Genomic DNA, 21,185 nt, shown 5'->3' with positions numbered 1-21,185 from the left:
CCATCTTTAGGAACAAACTAACCTATTTAGGTTAGTCCATAAAAAATGGTCGTGCTAAACAATTAGTAAATATTTATTACAAGCGCTTTTTCAATGAGTTATTGACCGTTCACAAACCCCAGCTGACGCCAAGATTCATAAACAAATACAGCAACTGAGTTAGATAAGTTCATACTACGGCTATCTTTTTGCATTGGAATGCGTACACGTTGCTCTTTCGGCAACGATTGAATGAGTTCATCAGGTAAGCCACGCGTTTCAGGGCCAAACACTAAACAATCACCAGGTTGGTATTGTGCTTGATGGTGAAATTGACTGCCCTTTGTGGTGCAAGCATAGACTTTTTTCGGTTGGCATTTTTCTAGATATGCTTCAAACGAGGCATGGCGCTGTACATGGCTAAACTCATGATAATCAAGACCTGCACGTTTTACGCGTTTATCATCCCACTCAAAACCAAGGGGTTCAATTAGGTGTAACGCATAACCTGTGTTTGCGCATAAGCGAATGATATTACCCGTGTTTGGTGGAATTTCTGGTTGGTACAACACAATATCAAGCATGTGAATCTCATTTATAAGGATTTGATCTGCTGCTGAGTATACACGAACTAGAATTAAAAGATGATATACTCAACACAGTTACTCACTAAAGGTAAGTTGTTGTGCAGCATCGTAGTTATGAGTTTTGGGTTAAAACAGCCAGTATAGTCACCATTGTTATGGTGAGTTTAATGATCGCTGCAAAAAGCTGGGCTTGGCTTGCATCTGGCTCGGCGTCAATGCTGGGTTCATTGACCGATTCGTTAATGGATATCACAGCCTCACTGATGAGTTTTTTAGTGCTAGGTTATGCACTACGCCCTGCTGATGACGACCATCGCTTTGGTCACGGAAAAGCCGAAGCATTAGCCGGGCTTGCACAGGCCGCTTTTATAGCTGGCTCAGGTTGCTTTTTAGCGTTTCATGGCATTGAGCGCTTATTTAATCCGGTAACCTTAAAGCATTCAGACCTTGGTATTTGGGTTAGTATTTTCGCTATTGTTTGTACGCTCGTGGTGGTGTTTGTACAAACTAAGGTGATTAATCACACCGAATCAATCGCCATTAAAGCAGACTCAATTCACTATAAAGGCGATTTAATCTTAAACTTGGCGGTATTACTGGCAATTGTGTTAGCTAAGTACGGCGTCGCTTATGCCGATCCATTATTTGCTATTGGGGTGGCTGTTTATTTACTTTATAACAGCTGGGATATTGCTCGCGAAAGTGCTGATCACTTAATGGATAAAGAGCTCCCAGATGAAGAAAAACAACAAATACTGGCCATTGTGAATAGCCATCAAGACGTATTTGGCGCCCATGATATTCGCACCCGCCAAGGTGGTAAAATTAAGTTTATTCAGATGCATTTAGAGCTGGAAGACTCATTATCATTGATAAGAGCGCATCAAGTTGCTGATGAAGTAGAAGCGTTAATTCAAACGCATTTTGATTGTGAAATGGATATTTTGATGCACCTAGACCCACTTTCTGTGGTTAACAAAACACGTCAAAGCTCAGCACAAAATTGATAAAAATCGCTGAGTATTGTTTGTCTGATCTCGTCGCGTTCACACAATAGTTCGTGGCGAGCGCCCGCATAGCTTTTTAGTTGTGCTTGCTTTTGCCTATGGGTAAGTGCAAATTGCGCAGCGTTATCGACCACAGTATCTTGCTCGGCGCTTGCGATAAACAAAGGAATATCGACTTTTTTATCGACTAAAGAAGCAATAAAATCAAACGATGCATTGAGCCAGCCATAGGTTACGCCACCTAGTTGTAAATCACCTTCTGCTGCATAAAGCTCTCTGAACAGTTTATATCGAATTTCACTACTGGTTAGTTCATTAGCTGCAAAGTCGACGGGTAAATAATCGCTTTGGCCAAATGCGTAGCTGCGGCCAAGACCAAGTAAGGATGCAATTTTAGCAGCCAGTTTTGCTACAGGCTTTGGTGTGCCTTTGGTATAGATATCAAACATCGGCGCTGATAAGAAAGCACCCGCAAATTGATGCTGATAGCGCGATAGGTAATCATAGGCAATGGCACTGCCCATAGAGTGGCCAAGCAAAACCTGCTTTCCTTGCCAGTGTTGATGCACCACTTTTTCTATAAATACAGCAAAGTCATCTGCGTAGTCAGTAAAGCGGTTTACAAAACCCTTATGAGTGTTTTTTAAATGACGATAAGAGCGACCTTGCCCCTGGTGATCAACACTAAAAACTGCAAAGCCATTTTGATATAGCTCCCACAGCAACTCTTTGTACTTAATTAAAGACTCTATTCGGCCAGTACTGATAACGATGGCCGTTTTTGCTTGTTGGGGAATTGCATAGCCGTAATAAAGCTTGCCATGAGCGGTGCTCAGAAAGTCTTGCTGTAATTGCTCAGAAAAAAACTGATTAATATTAGGTAGGTTATTAACAAGACTTGCTTCGCTACTATAAAACATTTACTCACTCTTATAAGGTAGGCGGATGTTTACGCAAAGTCCGCCATGTTCTTGGTTTTCAAGTGTTAGTGTACCATCATGTGCTGAGATAGCATTCTTTGCAATAGCAAGACCTAAGCCCGTGCCGCCAGTGTTTCTATCACGTGCATGTTCCTGACGGAAGAAAGGTTCACACAGCCTTGCTAGGTTTGCTTCATCAACCCCTTTACCGTCATCACAAATAGTGATGTAGATAGAATCTGATTCAACTAAGCCTATTGAGATTGAATGTTCTGCGTATTTAATGGCATTGCGAAGTACATTCTCAAGCGCGCTGGCTATTAAGGTTTCATCGCATTTTAAATCGGCTGTTAGTGTACCATTTACGATAAGCTCTTTATTACTTTGCTTGGCCTCAAATTGAGCATCGTTGAGTACATGATCAACAATCACTTGTAAGGATTGTGTACTCAACGCCAGAGTCTGGCTTTTGGCTTCTAAGCGTGAAACTTGAAGTACATCGGCAATCATCTTATCGAGCTGATTGGCCTCTTTTTCAATGCGCTCTAAATAAGCGTGTTGAGCATCGTCGGCTTGCATTTGTGCAAGGCCTGTAGCCATTTTTAAGCGCGTTAATGGTGAACGTAGTTCATGAGAAATATCTGCTAGCAGTCGTTTTTGAGCGCTAATAAGCTGCTCAAGTTGTACTGCCATGGTATTAAAGTCACGACCAAGTACACCTAACTCATCTTGACGAGTAGGAGATACATCGGCACGGGCAGTTAAATCGCCATGAGCAAGCTTTTTTGCGGTTTCTTTTAAACTATTAATAGGTGCAATTAAGTTACGGCTAAAGAAGAAACTCAACATCAATGAGGCGATTAAAGCAATAAGCAGCTTGAGCCAAACTGGCATTAGCCATAGGCTGACAAAAAACGGTTTCTTGCGTTTTTCATCGATTTCATAAAGATAAAATTTACCTTCGGGTACATTCAAAGCTACCGGCCCATAAGCTTGGTATTCATCGGTAAAAATAATTTGCGGACGCATATATTTGGTAAAGTTCAGCAAGCTTAAATCAATGTCTTTGGATACAGGTTCGCTAAGCATTTCAACACCATGAACCTCACCATTTAAGTACAGTAATTTATGCTTTGATAAGCGCGGATGAGATAAAACCTCTTGAGTTGATTTTCCGTGTTTAGCAACAATGCGTTCAATACTTTTAGCAGTGTACTCAAGATTTTTCAGCATGGGTCCACGCAGGTCGTCATTGCCGACATTGCTCGTTAACTGGCTTAAAAACACCAGTATTGTGATAGTCGCTATGACAGTAACCCAAAACCAAGCAAATATTTTTAAAAACAAATAATGGCGGGGATGCTTTAGCCAGCTTGGAGTTTGCATATTATTCGCCTTGTATTAATACATAACCACTGCCACGCATGGTTTTGATCCGTTCATTACTAACATGCTCTGCAATTTTTTTACGGATGTTGCTGACATGCATATCGATTGAGCGGTCAAAAGGAGCAAGGCGTCTACCTAATACTTGCTCACTTATTTGCTCTTTGCTGATCACTTCACCGGCATGTTGCACTAGCATGGCAAGGATCTCATACTCAGTGCCGGTTAGGCTCAGTACATTATCTTTAACAGAAGCTTCTCGTGTTGCGAAATTAACATTGATGCTGTTAACACTCAATGAGCTGGTCTGTTGGCTCGATAAGCTATTGATATGTTCTATGCGACGGGTAATTGCTTTAACGCGAGCTAGCAGTTCTCTGTGGTTAAATGGCTTAGGAATATAATCATCTGCGCCTAGCTCTAAACCAAAGATACGATCAAAGTCTTCGCCTTTCGCGGTTAGCATGATCACCGGAGTAAGCTTATGTTGTCTTAACTGCTTTAGCACTTCAAAGCCATCCATAGAGGGTAGCATCACATCAAGCAATATTAGCTCATAGTTATGCTTAATAGCTTGCTTTAGGCCTTCAGCGCCATCATGAACACACTCTACTGTAAAACCTTGTGCTGATAAGTACTCGCTAAGTAATTCGCACAATCCTGTATCGTCGTCGATCATTAATAGTTTCATTCTGACACCTAGCTATTTATTTCTTTAAGGTTATTTTACTCAGTAAATTGTGTAAAAGTGAATCTTTACACAACCTTTACACTGGTTTGCGTTCCTTTGCATTGAATTAGTTATAGTTAACCCATCAGTCGGAAACGACAACAGAGCACAACCCAACAAAAGGTAATGATTATGACTATTTCAAATAAGCTTTCTAAATTCGTACTTGTTTGTGGTTTAGCAGCAGCCAGTGTAGGTGCTACTTCAGCAATGGCGAAAGGAGACTTTAACCGTGGTATGAACCCACAGGCTCGTTTTTTACTTTCTGAGCGTGGTATTGATAAATTACAACTTACTGAAGAGCAGCAAACGCAACTTAAAGCAATTTTTGCCGAGCAGAAAACACAATTTGCAGCACTGCGTGGCGATAAAGATGCAATGAAAGCCGCTCGTGCAGCACACAAAGAGAAAATGGATGCGTTATTAGCAACAAAAGCATTTGACGAAAATGCAGCATTAGAGCTGATTAAAGCGCGCCAAGAAAAAGGCCAGCAGTTTGCCATGCTAAAAATGAAATCTGACCATGCGATTTGGCAGGTTTTAAATGCAGAACAGCGCGAAAGCTATCAAGAGATTAAAAAGCACCTGCGTAAAAAAGGTCACAAAAAGGGCCACCATGGTCATCGAGGCGAACGCAAAGCTGAGAGTTCTGAAGGTTAAAAGTGATAGGTTATATTAAAAAATGCGGCAAATGCCGCATTTTTTGTATTTGACGCTTTATTCTTTAAAGAATGAATCATCGTTTTTAGCCAGCATTGCTTCGATATCTTCAATCATATCTTGGCTCAAATCATTAGCATTGCTAATTGGGCTAGAAATTTTATTGTTTTCAAACGACCACTCGCCTAAATCAATTAGCTGGCAGCGTTTTGAGCAAAATGGACGATGCGGGCTTTGCTCTGACCATTCAACTTTGGCTTTGCATGTTGGGCAGTTTACAACTGTTGGCATGGAATAACTCTCAAATAAGCACTTTTGTCAGATCTTACTGAACAGTTAGCTGATAATCCAGTAACGAATTTGTTTAGAAACTCGTTACTCGGTTTATTTCTGCTAAAGAGGTAACACCATCGGCGGCTTTTTTCAGGCCAGATAAACGCAGATCATTAAAGCCTGAGCGCAGAGATACTTCAGCGATTTCGAGTGAGTTACCACCACGCATAATAATTTGTGCTATTTCAGGGGTAATTTGCATTACCTCATAAATACCAACTCGACCTTTATAGCCTTCAGTACAGCTATCGCATCCTTTTGGTGCGAATAACTGAACCTCATTGAGCTTGTCTTTATCAAAACCTTGGCGAATCAATTCTTCATCAGGTAGTTTTTCTGGTGTTTTACACTTAGGGCAAAGTCGTCTTGCTAGACGCTGCGCAATAATAAGGCTGATAGAGCTTGCTACGTTATAAGCAGGAACACCCATATTTAAAAGACGAGTAAGGGTCTCTGGCGCAGAGTTTGTATGCAGAGTTGATAATACCAAGTGACCTGTTTGCGCCGCTTTAATTGCTATTTCAGCGGTTTCAAGGTCACGGATCTCACCAACCATAACCACATCGGGATCTTGTCGTAAGAAAGCCTTTAATGCATTGGCAAAGGTCATATCTGCCTTTGGATTAATTTGAACCTGGTTAATCCCTTCAAGGTTGATTTCTACTGGATCCTCTGCAGTACTGATATTACGTTCTGGCTGGTTAAGAATATTTAAACCCGTATAAAGTGATACCGTTTTACCAGAGCCCGTTGGACCGGTTACTAAGATCATGCCTTGCGGTTGATCAAGTGCATCCATGTAAAGCTTTTTCTGCTCTGGCTCATAGCCAAGCACATCGATACCTAGCATAGCACTTGATGAGTCGAGAATACGCATTACGATTTTCTCGCCCCAAAGGGTAGGCAAGGTACTGACACGGAAGTCGATACTTTTACGTTCAGTAATTTTAAGCTTAATACGGCCGTCTTGAGGTTTACGTTTTTCTGCTATATCAAGTCGTGACATAACCTTGATACGCGCTGATAAGCGGCTCGCTAAGCTATTCGGTGGACTTGCCATTTCATGCAAAATACCATCGATACGAAAACGTACACGGTAACGATGTTCATAAGGCTCAAAGTGTAGATCTGATGCACCTTTTTTTATCGCATCCATCAAAATTTTATTGATGTAAACGATAATAGGGGCATCGTCTTTGTCTTCATCTTTGCTGGCTAAATCGCGAGGGGCTTCTGTTTCAAGCTCACCCAGTTCTTTAAACTCATCTTCACTTAAATGTAAGCCACCTGCGGCATCAAGTAATTGCTCAATTTTGTTTTCAAGTTGCGTGTAATCAACAACGACCACTTCGCATGAAAGGCCAGTACTAAATTCAAAGTTTTCAAAGGCACCGTAGTCGGTTGGATCTGAGGCTGCAATGTAGAGCTTACGGCCCTTTTTAACTAGAGGTAAAATGTGGTGCTCACGAATTAGTTTATCTTTAACTAGTTCTTCGCTAATGTTCGCAACATCAAAGTCTTTGATGTCAAAATAAGGCACACGAAAAAGGTCTGTACATTGCTCTGCGAGCTCATGGCCAGCCATTCCACATGTTTTAGAAATAAGCTCTGCAGTAGAGTTATATTCGCGCTGCTTTGATTTTACGGTCTCTGCATCAATGCGACCGAGTGTAATAAATTTTCGAAGTAGCGGTGAGTTTATATTCATTGCGCACCTAGATTGATCCTTTATTGCCACAATCTAACAGAAAAAGTAAGGCTATTACATCAGTCTTGTCTGATTTTAGGAAAATTGCAAAAAAAATTAACCTAAAACTCAGTTGTTTAGAATGTGTTTTGGTACTTTTGTATTGGTTTTTATGGGTTCAAATTCATGAGAATCTATAAATAAAATCAATACCCTAGTGAGAGTGCATTAGGTACTTTTTGTGCAGTTTTTGCACATCAGCTTTTACTTCTTCAAGAGGGCGGTTGTTATCTAAAATATCTCCCGCTTTTTGTTGTTTATCAGCTCTGCTCATTTGTGAGGCTATGATTTGCTCGGCTAATTCAACAGAGACATTATCACGGGCTGTTGTTCTTGTTATTTGTACATCAACCGGAACATCAATTAGTAAGGTATGATTGCAATATTTTTCTAAGCTATTTTCAAAAAGTAAGGGAGCAACTAAGATGACATAGTGGCTGGTGGCCTGCTTTAACTGGCTCAGCATTGTTTCTCTAATAAGCGGGTGCAATAAGTTATTTAGCCATTGTTTTTGTGATTCATTGGCAAAGATAATTGCTCTTAGTTTTGCGCGATCAAGCGTGCCGTTATTCGTGAGTATTTCATCACCAAAATGTGCTGTAATTTTTGTAAGGCCAACAGAGCCAGGCTCGACGACTTCTCTGGCAACTATGTCGGCATCAACCACCTGAATACCAAGCTCTTCAAATATGGCGCTTACTGCACTTTTTCCTGAGCCAATACCACCGGTTAGCCCTAAAACCCAGTTTGCCATAATTAGTAACCTAAATAGTTAAAGTAATAACTTTTAATTTGCTCACCCCAAAGTAAGGTGACCCATCCTGCTATGGCAAGATAAGGCCCAAATGGGATTGGCATAGTTTTGTCTTTACCTTGAATAATGATTTGCGCAATGCCGATGATGGCACCGACGACACTTGATAGCAGCACGATAGTTAAAATATCTTGCCAGCCAAGTAGCGCACCAAACACGGCTAACAGCTTAAAGTCGCCATAACCCATGCCTTCTTTACCTGTAGCAAGCTTAAACAACCAATAGACACTCCATAAGCTTAGGTAGCCAACTGCTGCGCCGATAATGGCATCGCTCGGTGCAATGGTAATATCCATAGTGGCAGCAATCAGCGCTAACCAAACGAGTGGCAGGGTGAGTTGGTCGGGCAATAACATATGATCTATATCGATAAAGGTTAAAGCGACTAATACCCAAGTAATCAATATATATAGAAGAGCTAGTTTTGTCGGGCCAAAAACAACGGCGACAACTAAACTTAGAACCGCAGTAAGCATTTCAACAATAGGGTAGCGCACAGAAATCGGTGTTTGACAATTTGCACAGCGACCTTTTAGCAATAGCCAACTTAAGACAGGGATATTTTGCCAAGCTTTAATCGGTGCTTTGCATTTAGGGCAGGTCGAATTAGGTTTTACTAAATTAAAGGGAGCTTGTTCTGTTTGCTGTTTTGAGTTGAGCTCATCGGCCAATACAATACGGCACTCAGTTTGCCATTCTCTTTTCATCATCAGTGGTAAACGGTAAATCACCACATTTAAAAAGCTACCAATGCACAGGCTTACTAAGCCCACCGTCAAAAAATAAAACCACTGCTGACTTTGCATCGCAGTGGTTATATCAAGAAAAAAGTTTTCCATTAAAATACCTAACTTCTGGCCATTTAAAGGCCAATTTTATTTCGCTGTGTTGAAACGTTTTTTATTATTTTATAATGCAATCGAATAGTGTTTAGAATCTTGCTTACAGCTTACAGCTTACAGCTTACAGCTTACAGCTTACAGCTTACAGCTTACAGCTTACAGCTTACAGCTTACAGCTTACAGCTTACAGCTTACAGCTTACAGCTTACAGCTTACAGCTTACAGCTTACAGCTTACAGCTTACAGCTTACAGCTATGTTTAAATCACCGAACCTAATTGGAATATAGGCAAGTACATAGCAACAATTAACCCACCAACAAGCACACCTAAAACCGCCATGATAAGGGGCTCAAGTAAGCTTGATAAACCATCTACGGCATCATCGACTTCTTGCTCATATATCGTTGCCACTTTAGCAAGCATACCATCAAGTGAACCCGACTCTTCACCAATAGCAACCATTTGAACGACCATATCAGGGAAGATTTTAGCGTTTTTCATCGCCCAGTTCATTAAGTTACCTGAACTGACCTCGGCTTTGATTTCTAAAATTGCATAACGATACACCGCATTGCCGGAGGCACCAGCAGCAGAATCAAGCGCATCAACGAGGGGGACACCGGCAGCAAAAGTAGTTGATAGAGTTCGAGCATAGCGAGCAACCGCCGCTTTATTCAAAATCATACCAATGACAGGTAGTTTTAATATGGCTCTATCGTTGGCATCTCTAAGTTTTTTACTTCTAAGTAAAGCTTCTTTGTAAGCATAGCCTGCAGCGATAATCGCAATCAGCATCATCCACCAGTATTCTTGCATAAAATCAGAAATACCAATCACCATCAAAGTAAATGCAGGTAACTCAGCACCAAAGCCATTAAAAATATCTTGGAATTGTGGTACTACAAATATAAGAAGAATAGAGGTCACAATGACAGCAACAACCAAAACAGCAATAGGGTAAAACATAGCTTTTTTAATTTTCGATTTTAATGCTTCTGCTTTTTCTTTATATAGGGCTACGCGGTCAAAAATTTTATCAAGGGCACCCGACTGCTCACCTGATGCCACTAAGTCGCAATATAAATCATCAAAATAGCGAGGGTGCTTTCTTAGGCTTTGTGATAAAGGCATACCTGATTTAACATCATCACCAATACTCTCCATCAGTTTAGCGACACTTTTATTTTTTGCACCTGAGCCGATCATTTCTATTGATTGAATTAGTGGCACACCAGCCAATAGCATAGTTGCTATTTGACGGGTTATTAAAGCAATATCTTTAGGTGTTATTTTTTGAACTTTTGAGCCAAATAAGGGTTTCGCTTTACGTTTTACTTTAGAGGGAGTAATACCTTGCTTTCTGAGTTGTGCTTTGACTAAAGCAATGCTTTGACCTGACAGTTCACCTTCAAGCTTTTTACCTCGAGAGTTAACACCTATCCACTGAAAGGTATCTAAGCTTGGATTGTTTTGTTGTTTAGTCATTAGAAGTCCTGAAAAGAAAAATTGCAATACTCTATAGAAAACTGACCATGCGCCCAATAATTTGGCCCCAAGAAGCTATCGTCTTTACATTTATAGGTTATAAAAGCAGAAGCTAAGTATATTATCAGTGTTAATGTAAGTATAACCTTCAAAAAACAATTGCCGATAAAAAAAGTATCATTTCTAGAACCTGTATTTTCTGAGTTACTAATCAGTACGCCAAGAAATATTAACACAAATGTTTGTGGGATAGGCATAACAATCACGCCCGAAAAAAAAGAAAGTACGAGCATGCTTATAAGTGCAAGTAGGCAAGTTTGGTGTTCTTCCGAAACTTCACCATCTCTAATTTTTTTTATATTTTTGTAGATTACTCTTAACACAAATCCCACAATGATAAGTGCAGGAATGGCACCAAATTCATATACCAATTGAAGAAAGCTATTGTGAGGGTGTCTAACACCAAAGTTATAATTTATATAGCTACCAATGCCATTACCTAAAAAAAGTTCATTTATACTCAAGCTCCTTATTAAATCTAACCAAATTTCGATACGAGAAGAGCTTGATGCTCTAAATGTATAACCTATTGTTTTATTTGATTCAATAAAAAAGCTATATAGACAGAATAATATTATAGCTGATAGCGTGGCTTTTAATATGGTTTTAACTTTTTCTTGGTTAATAGCTCTTAAGTTAACGCTTAATAAAGTTATTGTCGTGAAAGATATAATAGCGCCCCTTGCACCCGTTATGAATAGGAGTGTGATATTTAACAGTAAAATGATAAAAGCTATTCTCGAAAGTCTATTGTTGTTTAAAAAGTATATTAGTACAGGAAAAGATAGGACCTGGAATTGGTTAAAAAATCTAATGTTATTAAATCCATATATAATATCATCGGCTTTAACTGTACTTTCAAAAAATGCGTATATGGATAAATTTAGAATAGAGCAGGAAACTAATGCTAAGTTTAAAAAAAATATACTTAAGAAGGTTGTTTTTAATTCTTTTTCTATCTTAGTTCCTAAAGCTATAAAGCTAAATAGAAAAATGTAATGAAATAAATATAAAAGAGTTTCAATGTTAAAGTTGTTAATTGATAGAGTGGCGCATGTTAATAGAAATATTATAAAATAAAATTTATATATAGAAAGCTTTAAAGGGCTAAAAATAAAGGTTGTAGTTATGGTGAGTAAAAAAAATATTTGAATAATTCGTTTAGAGTCGTACAAATTTGGAGAGTGTACGGAAAATAAAAATATACTTATAGTGAATAATGCAGGGGTTAAACTTAACAGCTTAATGAGGTTGTTAGGGGCTTCGTTAAAGCCCCTAGATTTAAAACTAGCTACCACGGCAGTTAGATGGTAGGTACTTAGCATCTACAGTACCGGCGTTACAGGTCCATTTGATAGAGCCTGTGCCCGCAACACTTGGTGTAAATACAACAGTTTTTCCACTTTCAACTTTATCGTTGTAAGTTACAGTGATTACTCCGTCGTCAACTTCTACACTTGTAACAGCGTTACCTGTGATTGTGGTAGAAACAGGCATTCCTGCTGCAGTATTATCTGCAGGCCAATCTGCTTCAGAAACATAGTACTCAGTTACAGCAGCTTTTGCTGAAGCACCAAGTGTAATACCTTCACTAACGTGTGCGCGTTTAGTGTAATCTTGATAAGCAGGCAGTGCTACCGCTGCCAAAATACCGATGATTGCAACTACAATCATTAATTCAATTAGGGTGAAACCCTGTTGCTTTTGTTGTGTCATTTGTTCCTCTCCTAAAGGATATGATGATTTAGTAAGTTTAGCTGTAACTTCAGCGTTGTAAAACCATTGCTTAATTTACAGGATAAATCTTACAGTTTTACTTAAAACAACTTTTATTAACGCTTAAATGTTAACAAAGTAGTAAAAACCTTACTGGTTAAGCGTGTATAAATTTACTTTAGCATCAATAAATGTTTTTGGAAGCTATTTTCCTGTTCAGTAAGCAGTTTTTCAGAACTTTCCTACCTTTGTTTGATGTAAAATAAGCTTAGTTACACATATTTGTACTATTTATAGACACCGCATCCTTGCAGGAACTTATTGAATTGATTGCAATCTTGTGTAGGTTCAGGACGTGCGTATACAAAATAGTCAAAAGCGCTAAAAAGATATTGATTTTTTGTTATCTGTTCAGGCTTTTTGCGTATTTAATGCTTTTTTTATTTTCTTGTCAATGAATTAGGTAAAACATTAAATACGCATATGGGAAATTTTAGCCGTTAAATCGCATTGAAAGATCGATTGATTGTAAATTTTTTGTAAGTGCGCCACTTGAAATAAAGTCAACACCGGCCTGTGAATAGGCTTTTAAAGTTTCAAGTGTCATGTTGCCTGATACTTCAAGCTTTGCTCGCTTATCTGTAAGCACAACTGCTTGTTGAATTTGCTCTACAGTAAAGTTATCGAGCATGATGATATCAGCTCCCGCAGTGATCGCTTGTTCAAGTTCATCTAGTGATTCTACTTCCACTTCGACTGGCTTGGTAGGGTGGTTGATTTTTGCTTGAGCGACGGCTTTATCAATACCCCCGCAGGCTGCAATGTGGTTTTCTTTAATTAAAAAGGCATCAAAAAGGCCGATACGATGATTCGCGCCACCACCACATTTCACAGCGTATTTTTGTAGCGCACGTAAACCTGGAATTGTTTTACGCGTGTCGAGTAGCTGCGTAGTCGTGCCCTCAAGCTCTTTTACATAATGAGCTGTTGTTGTTGCTGTACCTGAGAGTGTTTGTACAAAGTTAAGGGCAGTGCGCTCTGCGGTTAAAATTGCGCGAGCTGAGCCTGATGCTGTAAATAGTGTACTATTTGCTGCTACTTTGTCGCCGTCATTTACGAGTACTTCAACGTTTACTGTAGAGTCAACTTGCTTAAATACTTCTAAAATAATGTCTTTACCACAAAATACACAGTCTTCACGAGTAATTACTTTGGCATTGGCTGGCTCGTTTTCTGGAATTAGTTGCGCGGTAATATCACCGTCATTTGCGCTTTGGTAATCTAAATCTTCATCAAGGGTGAGTTTTACCAGCTGGCTAATTAAAGTGTGAGGGACTGACATGTCGAAAGCTCATTGTTTATTAATAAATTGGCGAAATTTTACTATGTTTAACCCCTTAATAGAAGACAAAGATCGGCCACAGTAAAGTATCCTTACTCTTACTTTAAGTGATTGAATCAAAGCAACTAGACCCTGAGATTTTAACCCTTTACACTATTTAACTTTATTGTCATCGTTAGTTTTTAATATGCATATAAATGAATTGGGCCAATTAAACAATGTGTTACAAAGGCCCTGTACACATTACGATGAGCGCCCTGAGGGCGAGGTGTCATTACTTGTTATTCATAATATTTCATTGCCTGCTGGGCAGTTCGCAACGCCTTATGTTGATGATTTGTTCATGGGGGCAATTGATTGTACGGCGCACGAAAGCTTTACTGATTTAAAAGGCTTAAGAGTGTCTGCGCATTGCTTTATTCGTCGTACCGGTGAAATTATTCAGTACGTGCCTTTTGAGAAAAGGGCTTGGCACGCCGGTATCTCGACGTTTGAAGGACGAGAGCGCTGTAATGATTTTAGCGTGGGCATTGAGCTTGAAGGTACCGACAACCAAGCGTATACCCAAGCCCAGTATAATGCATTACACTTAGTGACTATGGCGTTGATGGCAAAGTACCCTGAGATAAACCGTTCACGCATTGTTGGCCACTGTGATATTGCACCGGGCAGAAAAACTGACCCTGGTGCGAGTTTTGATTGGCAATACTATTTTGATTTAGTGTTTTAGTTAAAGGATATAGGTAAAAGCATGATCTTAATTTCAATAATTATTGCTTTGGTAATTGAGCGTTTAGGGGCTCGAGCTAACTACTGGCAAATCGGTTTTTATGCCAATACCTACCTTAAGCACTCGCAAAAACAACTCTCAGAAAAAGGCTTATTTAATTCGCCAATTGGTTTTTTGATTTGGTTAATGCTGCCTGTCGTTGCCGCAGGTTTAGTTTATCAACTCTCTGATTTTATTATTTGGCAACTGGCTGTTAATGTTGCTGTACTTTTGGTTTGTTTTGGCTGTGCTAAGCAACGTGCTTTATATAAGTCTTACTTAAATGCGTTAACCCGCAACGATCAAGAAGCGGCAACCCTATTTGCGTTACAAATGGGCCAAAAGAAGACAGAAGATGACCCTCATGGTGAGACTTTTGGCCAAACTTTAGCTTGGTTAAATTTTCGCTTTTATTGTGCAGTTATTTTTTGGTTTGTGGTTTTAGGTGTGCCTGGCGCGGTGCTTTACGCATTAGTTCGTACTTTTGCTGACAAAGTAAGGGATGATCACAGTGTTGCCTATGCTAAGCGTTTTAAACTAGTACATAGCTTACTGTTTTGGCTCGATTGGTTACCAGCTCGGGTTGCAAGCTTTGGTTATTTAGTTATTGGTAACTTTAATAAAGGTACCAGTTGTTGGCTCAAGTATGTGCTCGACTTTTCAGTGAGTAACCGAAAAGTAGTTACGCAAACTGCACTTGCCGCTGAGCAAATTGAGCAGCAACATTTTGGCTGTACTTATGAAGCCACCTGTATGATGAAACTTGTAAAAAGAAATGTATTATTCTTTTTAGTGATCATCGCAGCACTTACTTTATTTGGTGGTTTGGCGTAGCGTGTAAAGTTAGCAAGTTACGAGATGTAGGACTGGCTTTAGCCGGGAATGTGTTTGAGTTAGCAAGTTTCAAGAGTAAAGCTTGTAGGAAAGTTACTAGTCATGAATCTCTGCGGTTGCACTTTGATTGAGTTTTAATTTTTCAGCACTGAAGTGCATCCTACTTCGAATATTTTTCAGCATTCAATTCAACGATGCGGGGTAAACCCGCTGCTACAAAGCTACTCAATTCATCTAACATCTAATACCTGACCACTAATCTAATACCTGACCACTAAAAGTTCTGCCGTTTAATCTGGTCTGACCATTTATTTTTTATTGTTTTTTCCTTCAGAAAAAGCCACTTTAATCCATACTGTTTAATCTTTAGACGAATTACGTTAGGGTGTAACTAGGCGCTGAACGTAGTGAAATTGACAGAAATACGGGTTTTTGATAACGTATGCGACAAATTTGGTATGACCAATTTACCTTTTTGGTCAAAGCACAAGGCTAAATACCCGATATTTATGGGGTTAGCGCATAACAATGCGGACGTTAATAAATGTCTTTAAAGATTAAAGCAGCAAAATTATCTGATGTAATTTTACAACAACTTGAGAATATGATTCTTGAGGGGTCGTTGGCGCCAGGCGAAAAGCTGCCTCCTGAGCGTGAGTTAGCGAAACAATTTGAAGTATCGCGACCTTCACTGCGTGAGGCAATTCAAAAGCTAGAAGCTAAGGGGTTAGTAACGCGTCGCCAAGGTGGTGGAACGTTCGTAAAAAATCAGCTTGAAGAGGGGCTCACTGATCCGCTTTTTGATTTGATTAGTAAGCATCCAGAGTCACAATTTGATTTACTCGAATTTCGTCATGCCCTTGAAGGAATTGCAGCATATTATGCAGCTATGCGCGGCACAACGAATGACTTCAAAAAAGTAAAACAAAGCTTTGACAACATTGCGCTCGTTAATGACGACATTGTGCAAAAAGCAAAAGCAATTAATGCATTTCATTTTAGTGTGGCAGAAGCGTCTCATAACGTTGTACTGCTACATTTAGTACGTGGTATGCAGGCCTTGCTAGAGCAAAATGTATTACAGAATTTAACTGTACTGTTAAAAAAACCACAGATCAGCCAGCAGCTCGCAGAACATAGACGGCTGTTGATGGATGCGGTTATTGAAGGAAACCCAGAGCAAGCACGTCTTGCTAGTAATGCTCACTTAGCCTTTATCGAAGAAGCCTTACTTGAGGCTGGCAAAGAGCATTCGCGGATTGAACGTAGTTTAAGACGCACCAAACAACATTAAGCAAGTGATTAGCTAAGTTTAGTTAACTACTTAATTTAAGATTTATTAAAATAATTAGTATTTTAAACATAAGGAAACCTCCATATGTCTGAAGTCAATAAAATTGACGTAGACGCGCTAGAAACACAAGAGTGGTTACAAGCCCTTGAGTCTGTTGTGCGCGAAGAAGGTGTTGAACGTGCTCAATTCTTACTTGAGCAAGTGTTAGAGCAAGCCCGTTTAGACGGTGTTGATATGCCTACTGGCACAACCACTAACTACGTTAATACCATTCCGGTAGATCAAGAACCTGCTTACCCAGGTGACGTAAACATTGAGCGTCGTATCCGTTCAATCATTCGTTGGAATGCGATCATGATCGTATTACGCGCGTCGAAAAAAGATCTAGACTTAGGCGGCCATATGGCTTCTTACCAGTCTTCAGCTGCATTCTATGAAGTATGTTTTAACCACTTCTTCAAAGCACCAAACGATGTAGATGGTGGTGATTTAGTTTATTACCAAGGTCACATTTCTCCAGGTATCTATGCACGTGCATTTGTTGAAGGTCGTTTAACAGCTGAGCAGCTTGACAACTTCCGTCAAGAAGTTGATGGTAAAGGTCTTCCTTCATACCCACACCCTAAGTTAATGCCTGAATTCTGGCAGTTCCCTACGGTATCAATGGGTCTTGGTCCAATTGCATCAATCTACCAAGCTCGTTTCTTAAAATACCTAGACGGTCGTGGCTTAAAAGACACTAAAAACCAACGTGTATACGCTTTCTTAGGCGATGGTGAAATGGATGAGCCAGAATCACGTGGTGCAATCTCATTCGCTGCACGTGAGAAGCTAGATAACTTATGTTACCTAATCAACTGTAACTTACAGCGTTTAGATGGCCCAGTAATGGGTAACGGTAAGATCATTCAAGAGCTTGAAGGCCTATTCAAAGGTGCAGGCTGGAACGTGATTAAAGTTGTATGGGGTAGTGGTTGGGATATCCTACTTGCTAAAGATACATCAGGTAAATTACTGCAGTTAATGAACGAAACGATTGACGGTGATTACCAAACATATAAAGCAAAAGACGGTGCATATGTTCGTGAGCACTTCTTCGGTCGTTACCCAGAAACAGCAGCACTTGTTGCTGATATGACTGATGAAGAAATCTTCGCACTTAAGCGTGGTGGCCATGAGCCTTCAAAACTTTACGCTGCATTCAAAAAAGCGGAAGAAACCAAAGATCGTCCTACTGTGATCCTAGCTAAAACTGTAAAAGGTTACGGCATGGGTGAAGCGGCTGAAGGTAAAAACATCGCGCACCAAGTTAAGAAAATGGACATGACTCATGTTGAGCACCTACGTTCACGTTTAGGTCTACAAGATTTAGTTTCTGATGAAGAAATTAAAGACTTACCATATCTTACTCTTGAAGAGGGTTCTGAAGAGTACAAGTATCTTCACGCTCGCCGTGAAGCGCTTCAAGGTTACACACCTAAGCGTATTCCTAAGTTTTCTGAAAGCTTAACATTGCCAGAAGTTGACGCGTTTAAGCCACTACTTGAAGAGCAAAAACGTGACATCTCTACAACAATGGGCTTTGTACGTGCACTTAACGTGTTACTAAAAGACAAAGGCATTGGTAAAAACATCGTTCCTATCATCGCTGATGAAGCGCGTACATTTGGTATGGAAGGTTTATTCCGTCAAATCGGTATTTATAACCCACATGGCCAAAACTACACGCCGCAAGACCGTGACATTGTTTCTTACTATAAAGAAGCAACATCAGGTCAGGTACTACAAGAAGGTATCAACGAGTTAGGTGCAATGTCATCATGGGTTGCTGCTGCAACATCATACAGCACTAACGATTTACCAATGATCCCATTCTACATCTACTACTCAATGTTTGGTTTCCAACGTGTAGGTGATATGGCGTGGATGGCCGGTGACCAACAAGCACGTGGTTTCTTACTAGGTGCTACGGCAGGTCGTACTACACTAAACGGTGAAGGTTTACAGCACGAAGATGGTCACAGCCACATTCTTGCTAACACGGTTCCTAACTGTATTTCTTATGATCCGACATTCGCATACGAAGTAGCGGTAATCATGCAAGACGGTATCCGTCGCATGTACGGTGAAGACCAAGAAAACGTGTTCTATTACCTAACGCTAATGAACGAAAACTACCATCAACCGGCAATGCCAGAAGGCGCTGAAGAAGGTATTCGTAAAGGTATCTATAAGCTTGAAACTGTGGCTGGCGATAAAGCGAAAGTACAGTTACTAGGTTCAGGTACTATCATGATTGAAGTGCGTAAAGCGGCACAAATCCTGAGCGAAGAGTATGGTATTGGTTCAGATGTATTCTCTGTAACGTCATTCAATGAGTTAACTCGTGACGGTCAAGACGCTGAGCGTTTCAACATGCTTAATCCAGAAGCAGAGCAAAAGACTGCTTACATCACGGACGCATTAACTGATGCCGTGACTGTTGCAGCAACAGACTACATGAAGAACTACGCAGAACAAGTTCGTTCATTCGTACCAAGCAGCAACTACAAAGTGTTAGGTACTGATGGTTACGGTCGTTCTGATAGCCGTGAAAACTTACGTCGTCACTTCGAAGTGAATGCTGGTTATGTTGTGGTTGCAACACTATCTGAGCTTGCTAAACGTGGTGAAGTTGAGAAGTCAGTAGTTGTTGAAGCAATCAAGAAATTCGACATCGACACAAACAAAGTTAACCCGCTATACGCATAAGAGGTTCCAATGAGTATTGAAATTAATGTACCAGATATCGGTGGCGATGAAGTTGAAGTAACCGAAATCCTTGTTAGCGTTGGTGATAAGGTTGAGGTTGACCAATCGTTATTAACGGTTGAAGGCGACAAAGCATCAATGGAAGTACCTGCTGCACAAGCAGGTACGGTTAAAGAAATTAAAGTAGCTGAAGGTGATACGGTAACGACGGGTTCACTTATCATGATCTTCGAAGGTGAAGAACAAGCTGCCGCTCCTGCAGAGGCTAAAGAAGATGCGCCAGCTCCAGCAGCTGCGCCTGCAGCTTCTGCTGTGCAGGAAGTAACTGTGCCAGATATCGGCGATGATGAAGTTGAAGTAACTGAAATCATGGTTGCGGTAGGTGACTCGGTTGAAGAAGAGCAATCTTTATTAAGCGTTGAAGGCGATAAAGCATCAATGGAAGTACCTGCTCCAATGGCGGGTACGGTTAAAGAGATCAAAATCGCGACTGGCGATAAAGTGAAAACGGGCTCTCTAATCTTCGTTTTTGAAACAGCTTCAAGCGGTTCAGAAGCGCCTGCTGCAGAATCAGCACCAGCTGAAGCAGCGCCGGCAGCAGCGGCATCAAGCACTAAAGAAGTTAACGTGCCTGATATCGGTGGTGACGAAGTTGAAGTAACCGAAGTGATGGTTGCTGTAGGCGACAAGGTTGAAGAAGATCAGTCAATCTTAAACGTTGAAGGCGATAAAGCATCAATGGAAGTACCAGCACCATTTTCTGGTACTGTTAAAGAAATCAAAGTAGCTGCTGGGGATAAAGTATCAACTGGCTCACTTGTCTTTGTATTTGAAGTAGCGGGTAGTGCACCAGCAGCAGCGGCACCTGCTCCTGCAAAAGCTGAAGCAGCGCCTGCACCTGCAGCAAAAGCGCCTGCGGCTGAAAAGCCAGCATCAGCACCTGCAAGCAACGAAGGTTTTGCAGATAACAAAGCGTATGCACATGCATCGCCTGTTGTTCGTCGTTTAGCGCGTGAGTTTGGTATTAACCTAGCAAACGTAAAAGGCACGGGTCGTAAGAATCGTGTTGTGAAAGAAGACGTACAAAACTACGTGAAAGACCTTGTGAAGAAAGTTGAGTCAGGTCAGCTGTCTTCAGGTAAAGGTAATGCTGGTGGCGGTGAGTTAGGTCTTATCCCTTGGCCTAAGGTTGATTTTGCTAAGTTTGGTGAAATCGAAGAGAAGAAACTTTCTCGTATCCAGAAGTTATCAGGTGCTAACTTACATCGTAACTGGGTGCAAATCCCGCATGTTACACAGTTTGACGAAGCTGATATCACAAGCCTTGAAGCATTCCGTAAAGAGCAAAATGCGCTTGCTGAGAAGAAAAAGCTGGGTGTTAAAATCACACCTCTTGTATTTGTGATGAAAGCAGCGGCGAAAGCATTAGCTGAATTCCCAACGTTTAACTCTTCACTGTCTGAAGACGGCGAAAGCTTAATCTTGAAGAAATACATCAATATCGGTGTTGCAGTTGATACGCCAAATGGCTTAGTTGTTCCAGTGTTCAAAGATGTTGATAAGAAAGGCATCATTGAACTTTCTCGTGAGTTAATGGATATTTCTAAGAAAGCACGTGACGGCAAACTAACTTCATCTGATATGCAAGGCGGTTGTTTCACAATCTCAAGCCTTGGTGGTATCGGTGGTACAGCGTTCACGCCAATTGTGAATGCACCAGAAGTTGCTATCTTGGGTGTATCTAAGTCAGAAATGAAACCTAAGTGGAATGGCAAAGAGTTTGAACCTAAATTAATGGTTCCATTATCAATGTCATACGACCATAGGGTTATTGACGGTGCACTAGCAGCACGCTTTACTGTGACGCTAGCAAGCTACATGAGCGATATTCGTCAATTGGTGATGTAATCGTCTCATAATTTATAAGA

19 protein-coding genes are annotated in these 21,185 nt (G+C 40.4%); 7 read left to right on the top strand and 12 right to left on the bottom strand.

The window, feature by feature from the left end; genetic code table 11:
• Window positions 1-98 precede the first annotated feature (98 nt).
• Complete coding sequence (gene trmL / locus AOG26_RS12515; RefSeq protein ID WP_054550977.1) at window positions 99-563, bottom strand: tRNA (uridine(34)/cytosine(34)/5-carboxymethylaminomethyluridine(34)-2'-O)-methyltransferase TrmL; 465 nt, start codon at window positions 561-563, stop codon at window positions 99-101.
• A 101-nt stretch (window positions 564-664) separates the two neighbouring features.
• On the opposite strand from trmL, the gene AOG26_RS12510 reads away from it, so the two are divergent.
• Complete coding sequence (locus AOG26_RS12510) at window positions 665-1,573, top strand: cation diffusion facilitator family transporter (protein WP_082401648.1); 909 nt, start codon at window positions 665-667, stop codon at window positions 1,571-1,573.
• Here the strand turns inward: AOG26_RS12510 and AOG26_RS12505 are convergent.
• The 3 genes from AOG26_RS12505 to AOG26_RS12495 are packed head-to-tail and all read right to left on the bottom strand — an operon-like array spanning window position 1,552 to window position 4,570.
• Window positions 1,552-2,493, bottom strand: a complete 942-nt coding sequence (locus AOG26_RS12505) for an alpha/beta fold hydrolase (protein ID WP_054562800.1) — start codon at window positions 2,491-2,493, stop codon at window positions 1,552-1,554. The genes AOG26_RS12510 and AOG26_RS12505 overlap by 22 nt on opposite strands.
• On the bottom strand, window positions 2,494-3,879 hold the full coding sequence (locus AOG26_RS12500) for an ATP-binding protein (protein WP_082401646.1): 1,386 nt from the start codon (window positions 3,877-3,879) through the stop codon (window positions 2,494-2,496).
• Between the two features lies 1 nt (window position 3,880).
• Window positions 3,881-4,570: a response regulator gene (locus tag AOG26_RS12495; RefSeq protein WP_054562799.1), complete on the bottom strand. Its 690-nt coding sequence runs from the start codon at window positions 4,568-4,570 to the stop codon at window positions 3,881-3,883.
• A gap of 171 nt (window positions 4,571-4,741) precedes the next feature.
• Here AOG26_RS12495 and AOG26_RS12490 point away from each other — a divergent pair, with 171 nt between their 5' ends.
• The gene (locus AOG26_RS12490) at window positions 4,742-5,269 is read left to right on the top strand and encodes a Spy/CpxP family protein refolding chaperone (RefSeq protein WP_054562798.1); all 528 of its coding nucleotides are present in this window, start codon (window positions 4,742-4,744) and stop codon (window positions 5,267-5,269) included.
• A 57-nt stretch (window positions 5,270-5,326) separates the two neighbouring features.
• Here the strand turns inward: AOG26_RS12490 and yacG are convergent, their stop codons facing one another.
• From yacG to nadC, 8 genes are all read right to left on the bottom strand, one after another.
• On the bottom strand, window positions 5,327-5,560 hold the full coding sequence (gene yacG, locus AOG26_RS12485; protein ID WP_054562797.1) for a DNA gyrase inhibitor YacG: 234 nt from the start codon (window positions 5,558-5,560) through the stop codon (window positions 5,327-5,329).
• A gap of 73 nt (window positions 5,561-5,633) precedes the next feature.
• On the bottom strand, window positions 5,634-7,310 hold the full coding sequence (gene pilB, locus AOG26_RS12480) for a type IV-A pilus assembly ATPase PilB (protein ID WP_054562796.1): 1,677 nt from the start codon (window positions 7,308-7,310) through the stop codon (window positions 5,634-5,636).
• A 193-nt stretch (window positions 7,311-7,503) separates the two neighbouring features.
• A complete protein-coding gene (gene coaE, locus AOG26_RS12475; protein WP_054562795.1) occupies window positions 7,504-8,103 on the bottom strand; it encodes a dephospho-CoA kinase in 600 nt (199 codons plus the stop codon).
• Between the two features lie 2 nt (window positions 8,104-8,105).
• Entirely contained in the window at window positions 8,106-9,002 is an 897-nt protein-coding gene (locus AOG26_RS12470) for a prepilin peptidase (protein ID WP_054562794.1), read from the bottom strand.
• A gap of 262 nt (window positions 9,003-9,264) precedes the next feature.
• Window positions 9,265-10,491, bottom strand: coding sequence for a type II secretion system F family protein (locus tag AOG26_RS12460; protein ID WP_054562792.1), 1,227 nt, complete (start codon window positions 10,489-10,491; stop codon window positions 9,265-9,267).
• Complete coding sequence (locus tag AOG26_RS20550; RefSeq protein ID WP_082401644.1) at window positions 10,491-11,876, bottom strand: O-antigen ligase family protein; 1,386 nt, start codon at window positions 11,874-11,876, stop codon at window positions 10,491-10,493. The genes AOG26_RS12460 and AOG26_RS20550 overlap by 1 nt, the downstream gene beginning before the upstream one ends.
• Window positions 11,839-12,267 (bottom strand): pilin, encoded by a 429-nt coding sequence (locus tag AOG26_RS12445; RefSeq protein ID WP_054562789.1) that lies wholly within the window; start codon window positions 12,265-12,267, stop codon window positions 11,839-11,841. The genes AOG26_RS20550 and AOG26_RS12445 overlap by 38 nt, the downstream gene beginning before the upstream one ends.
• Window positions 12,268-12,760: 493 nt before the next feature.
• Entirely contained in the window at window positions 12,761-13,609 is an 849-nt protein-coding gene (gene nadC, locus AOG26_RS12440; RefSeq protein WP_054562788.1) for a carboxylating nicotinate-nucleotide diphosphorylase, read from the bottom strand.
• Window positions 13,610-13,796: 187 nt separating this feature from the next.
• On the opposite strand from nadC, the gene ampD reads away from it, so the two are divergent.
• The 5 genes from ampD to aceF all read left to right on the top strand — a co-directional run bounded on the left by ampD (window position 13,797) and on the right by aceF (window position 21,165).
• A complete protein-coding gene (ampD, locus tag AOG26_RS12435) occupies window positions 13,797-14,339 on the top strand; it encodes a 1,6-anhydro-N-acetylmuramyl-L-alanine amidase AmpD (protein WP_054562787.1) in 543 nt (180 codons plus the stop codon).
• Between the two features lie 21 nt (window positions 14,340-14,360).
• Window positions 14,361-15,212, top strand: coding sequence for a beta-lactamase regulator AmpE (gene ampE / locus AOG26_RS12430; protein WP_054562786.1), 852 nt, complete (start codon window positions 14,361-14,363; stop codon window positions 15,210-15,212).
• Window positions 15,213-15,756: 544 nt separating this feature from the next.
• Window positions 15,757-16,506: a pyruvate dehydrogenase complex transcriptional repressor PdhR gene (gene pdhR, locus AOG26_RS12425; RefSeq protein WP_036965924.1), complete on the top strand. Its 750-nt coding sequence runs from the start codon at window positions 15,757-15,759 to the stop codon at window positions 16,504-16,506.
• An 84-nt stretch (window positions 16,507-16,590) separates the two neighbouring features.
• Window positions 16,591-19,257, top strand: coding sequence for a pyruvate dehydrogenase (acetyl-transferring), homodimeric type (gene aceE, locus AOG26_RS12420; RefSeq protein ID WP_054562785.1), 2,667 nt, complete (start codon window positions 16,591-16,593; stop codon window positions 19,255-19,257).
• Between the two features lie 9 nt (window positions 19,258-19,266).
• Window positions 19,267-21,165, top strand: a complete 1,899-nt coding sequence (gene aceF / locus AOG26_RS12415; RefSeq protein WP_054562784.1) for a pyruvate dehydrogenase complex dihydrolipoyllysine-residue acetyltransferase — start codon at window positions 19,267-19,269, stop codon at window positions 21,163-21,165.
• Window positions 21,166-21,185: the final 20 nt, after the last annotated feature.

It is taken from the genome of Pseudoalteromonas sp. UCD-33C (assembly GCF_001306895.1).
Lineage (GTDB): Bacteria > Pseudomonadota > Gammaproteobacteria > Enterobacterales > Alteromonadaceae > Pseudoalteromonas.
This window is presented reverse-complemented; position numbering and strand designations above follow the sequence as displayed.

Excerpts from the sequence above, each read along its gene's own strand:
- pilB (WP_054562796.1), bottom strand. The coding sequence starts at position 7,310 with ATGAATATAAACTCACCGCTACTTCGAAAATTTATTACACTCGGTCGC.
- yacG (WP_054562797.1), bottom strand. The coding sequence starts at position 5,560 with ATGCCAACAGTTGTAAACTGCCCAACATGCAAAGCCAAAGTTGAATGG.
- aceE (WP_054562785.1), top strand. The coding sequence starts at position 16,591 with ATGTCTGAAGTCAATAAAATTGACGTAGACGCGCTAGAAACACAAGAG.
- coaE (WP_054562795.1), bottom strand. The coding sequence starts at position 8,103 with ATGGCAAACTGGGTTTTAGGGCTAACCGGTGGTATTGGCTCAGGAAAA.
- nadC (WP_054562788.1), bottom strand. The coding sequence starts at position 13,609 with ATGTCAGTCCCTCACACTTTAATTAGCCAGCTGGTAAAACTCACCCTT.
- aceF (WP_054562784.1), top strand. The coding sequence starts at position 19,267 with ATGAGTATTGAAATTAATGTACCAGATATCGGTGGCGATGAAGTTGAA.
- trmL (WP_054550977.1), bottom strand. The coding sequence starts at position 563 with ATGCTTGATATTGTGTTGTACCAACCAGAAATTCCACCAAACACGGGT.
- AOG26_RS12470 (WP_054562794.1), bottom strand. The coding sequence starts at position 9,002 with ATGGAAAACTTTTTTCTTGATATAACCACTGCGATGCAAAGTCAGCAG.
- AOG26_RS12445 (WP_054562789.1), bottom strand. The coding sequence starts at position 12,267 with ATGACACAACAAAAGCAACAGGGTTTCACCCTAATTGAATTAATGATT.
- ampE (WP_054562786.1), top strand. The coding sequence starts at position 14,361 with ATGATCTTAATTTCAATAATTATTGCTTTGGTAATTGAGCGTTTAGGG.
- AOG26_RS12460 (WP_054562792.1), bottom strand. The coding sequence starts at position 10,491 with ATGACTAAACAACAAAACAATCCAAGCTTAGATACCTTTCAGTGGATA.
- AOG26_RS12490 (WP_054562798.1), top strand. The coding sequence starts at position 4,742 with ATGACTATTTCAAATAAGCTTTCTAAATTCGTACTTGTTTGTGGTTTA.
- AOG26_RS12500 (WP_082401646.1), bottom strand. The coding sequence starts at position 3,879 with ATGCAAACTCCAAGCTGGCTAAAGCATCCCCGCCATTATTTGTTTTTA.
- pdhR (WP_036965924.1), top strand. The coding sequence starts at position 15,757 with ATGTCTTTAAAGATTAAAGCAGCAAAATTATCTGATGTAATTTTACAA.
- AOG26_RS20550 (WP_082401644.1), bottom strand. The coding sequence starts at position 11,876 with ATGCTAAGTACCTACCATCTAACTGCCGTGGTAGCTAGTTTTAAATCT.
- AOG26_RS12495 (WP_054562799.1), bottom strand. The coding sequence starts at position 4,570 with ATGAAACTATTAATGATCGACGACGATACAGGATTGTGCGAATTACTT.
- AOG26_RS12505 (WP_054562800.1), bottom strand. The coding sequence starts at position 2,493 with ATGTTTTATAGTAGCGAAGCAAGTCTTGTTAATAACCTACCTAATATT.
- ampD (WP_054562787.1), top strand. The coding sequence starts at position 13,797 with ATGCATATAAATGAATTGGGCCAATTAAACAATGTGTTACAAAGGCCC.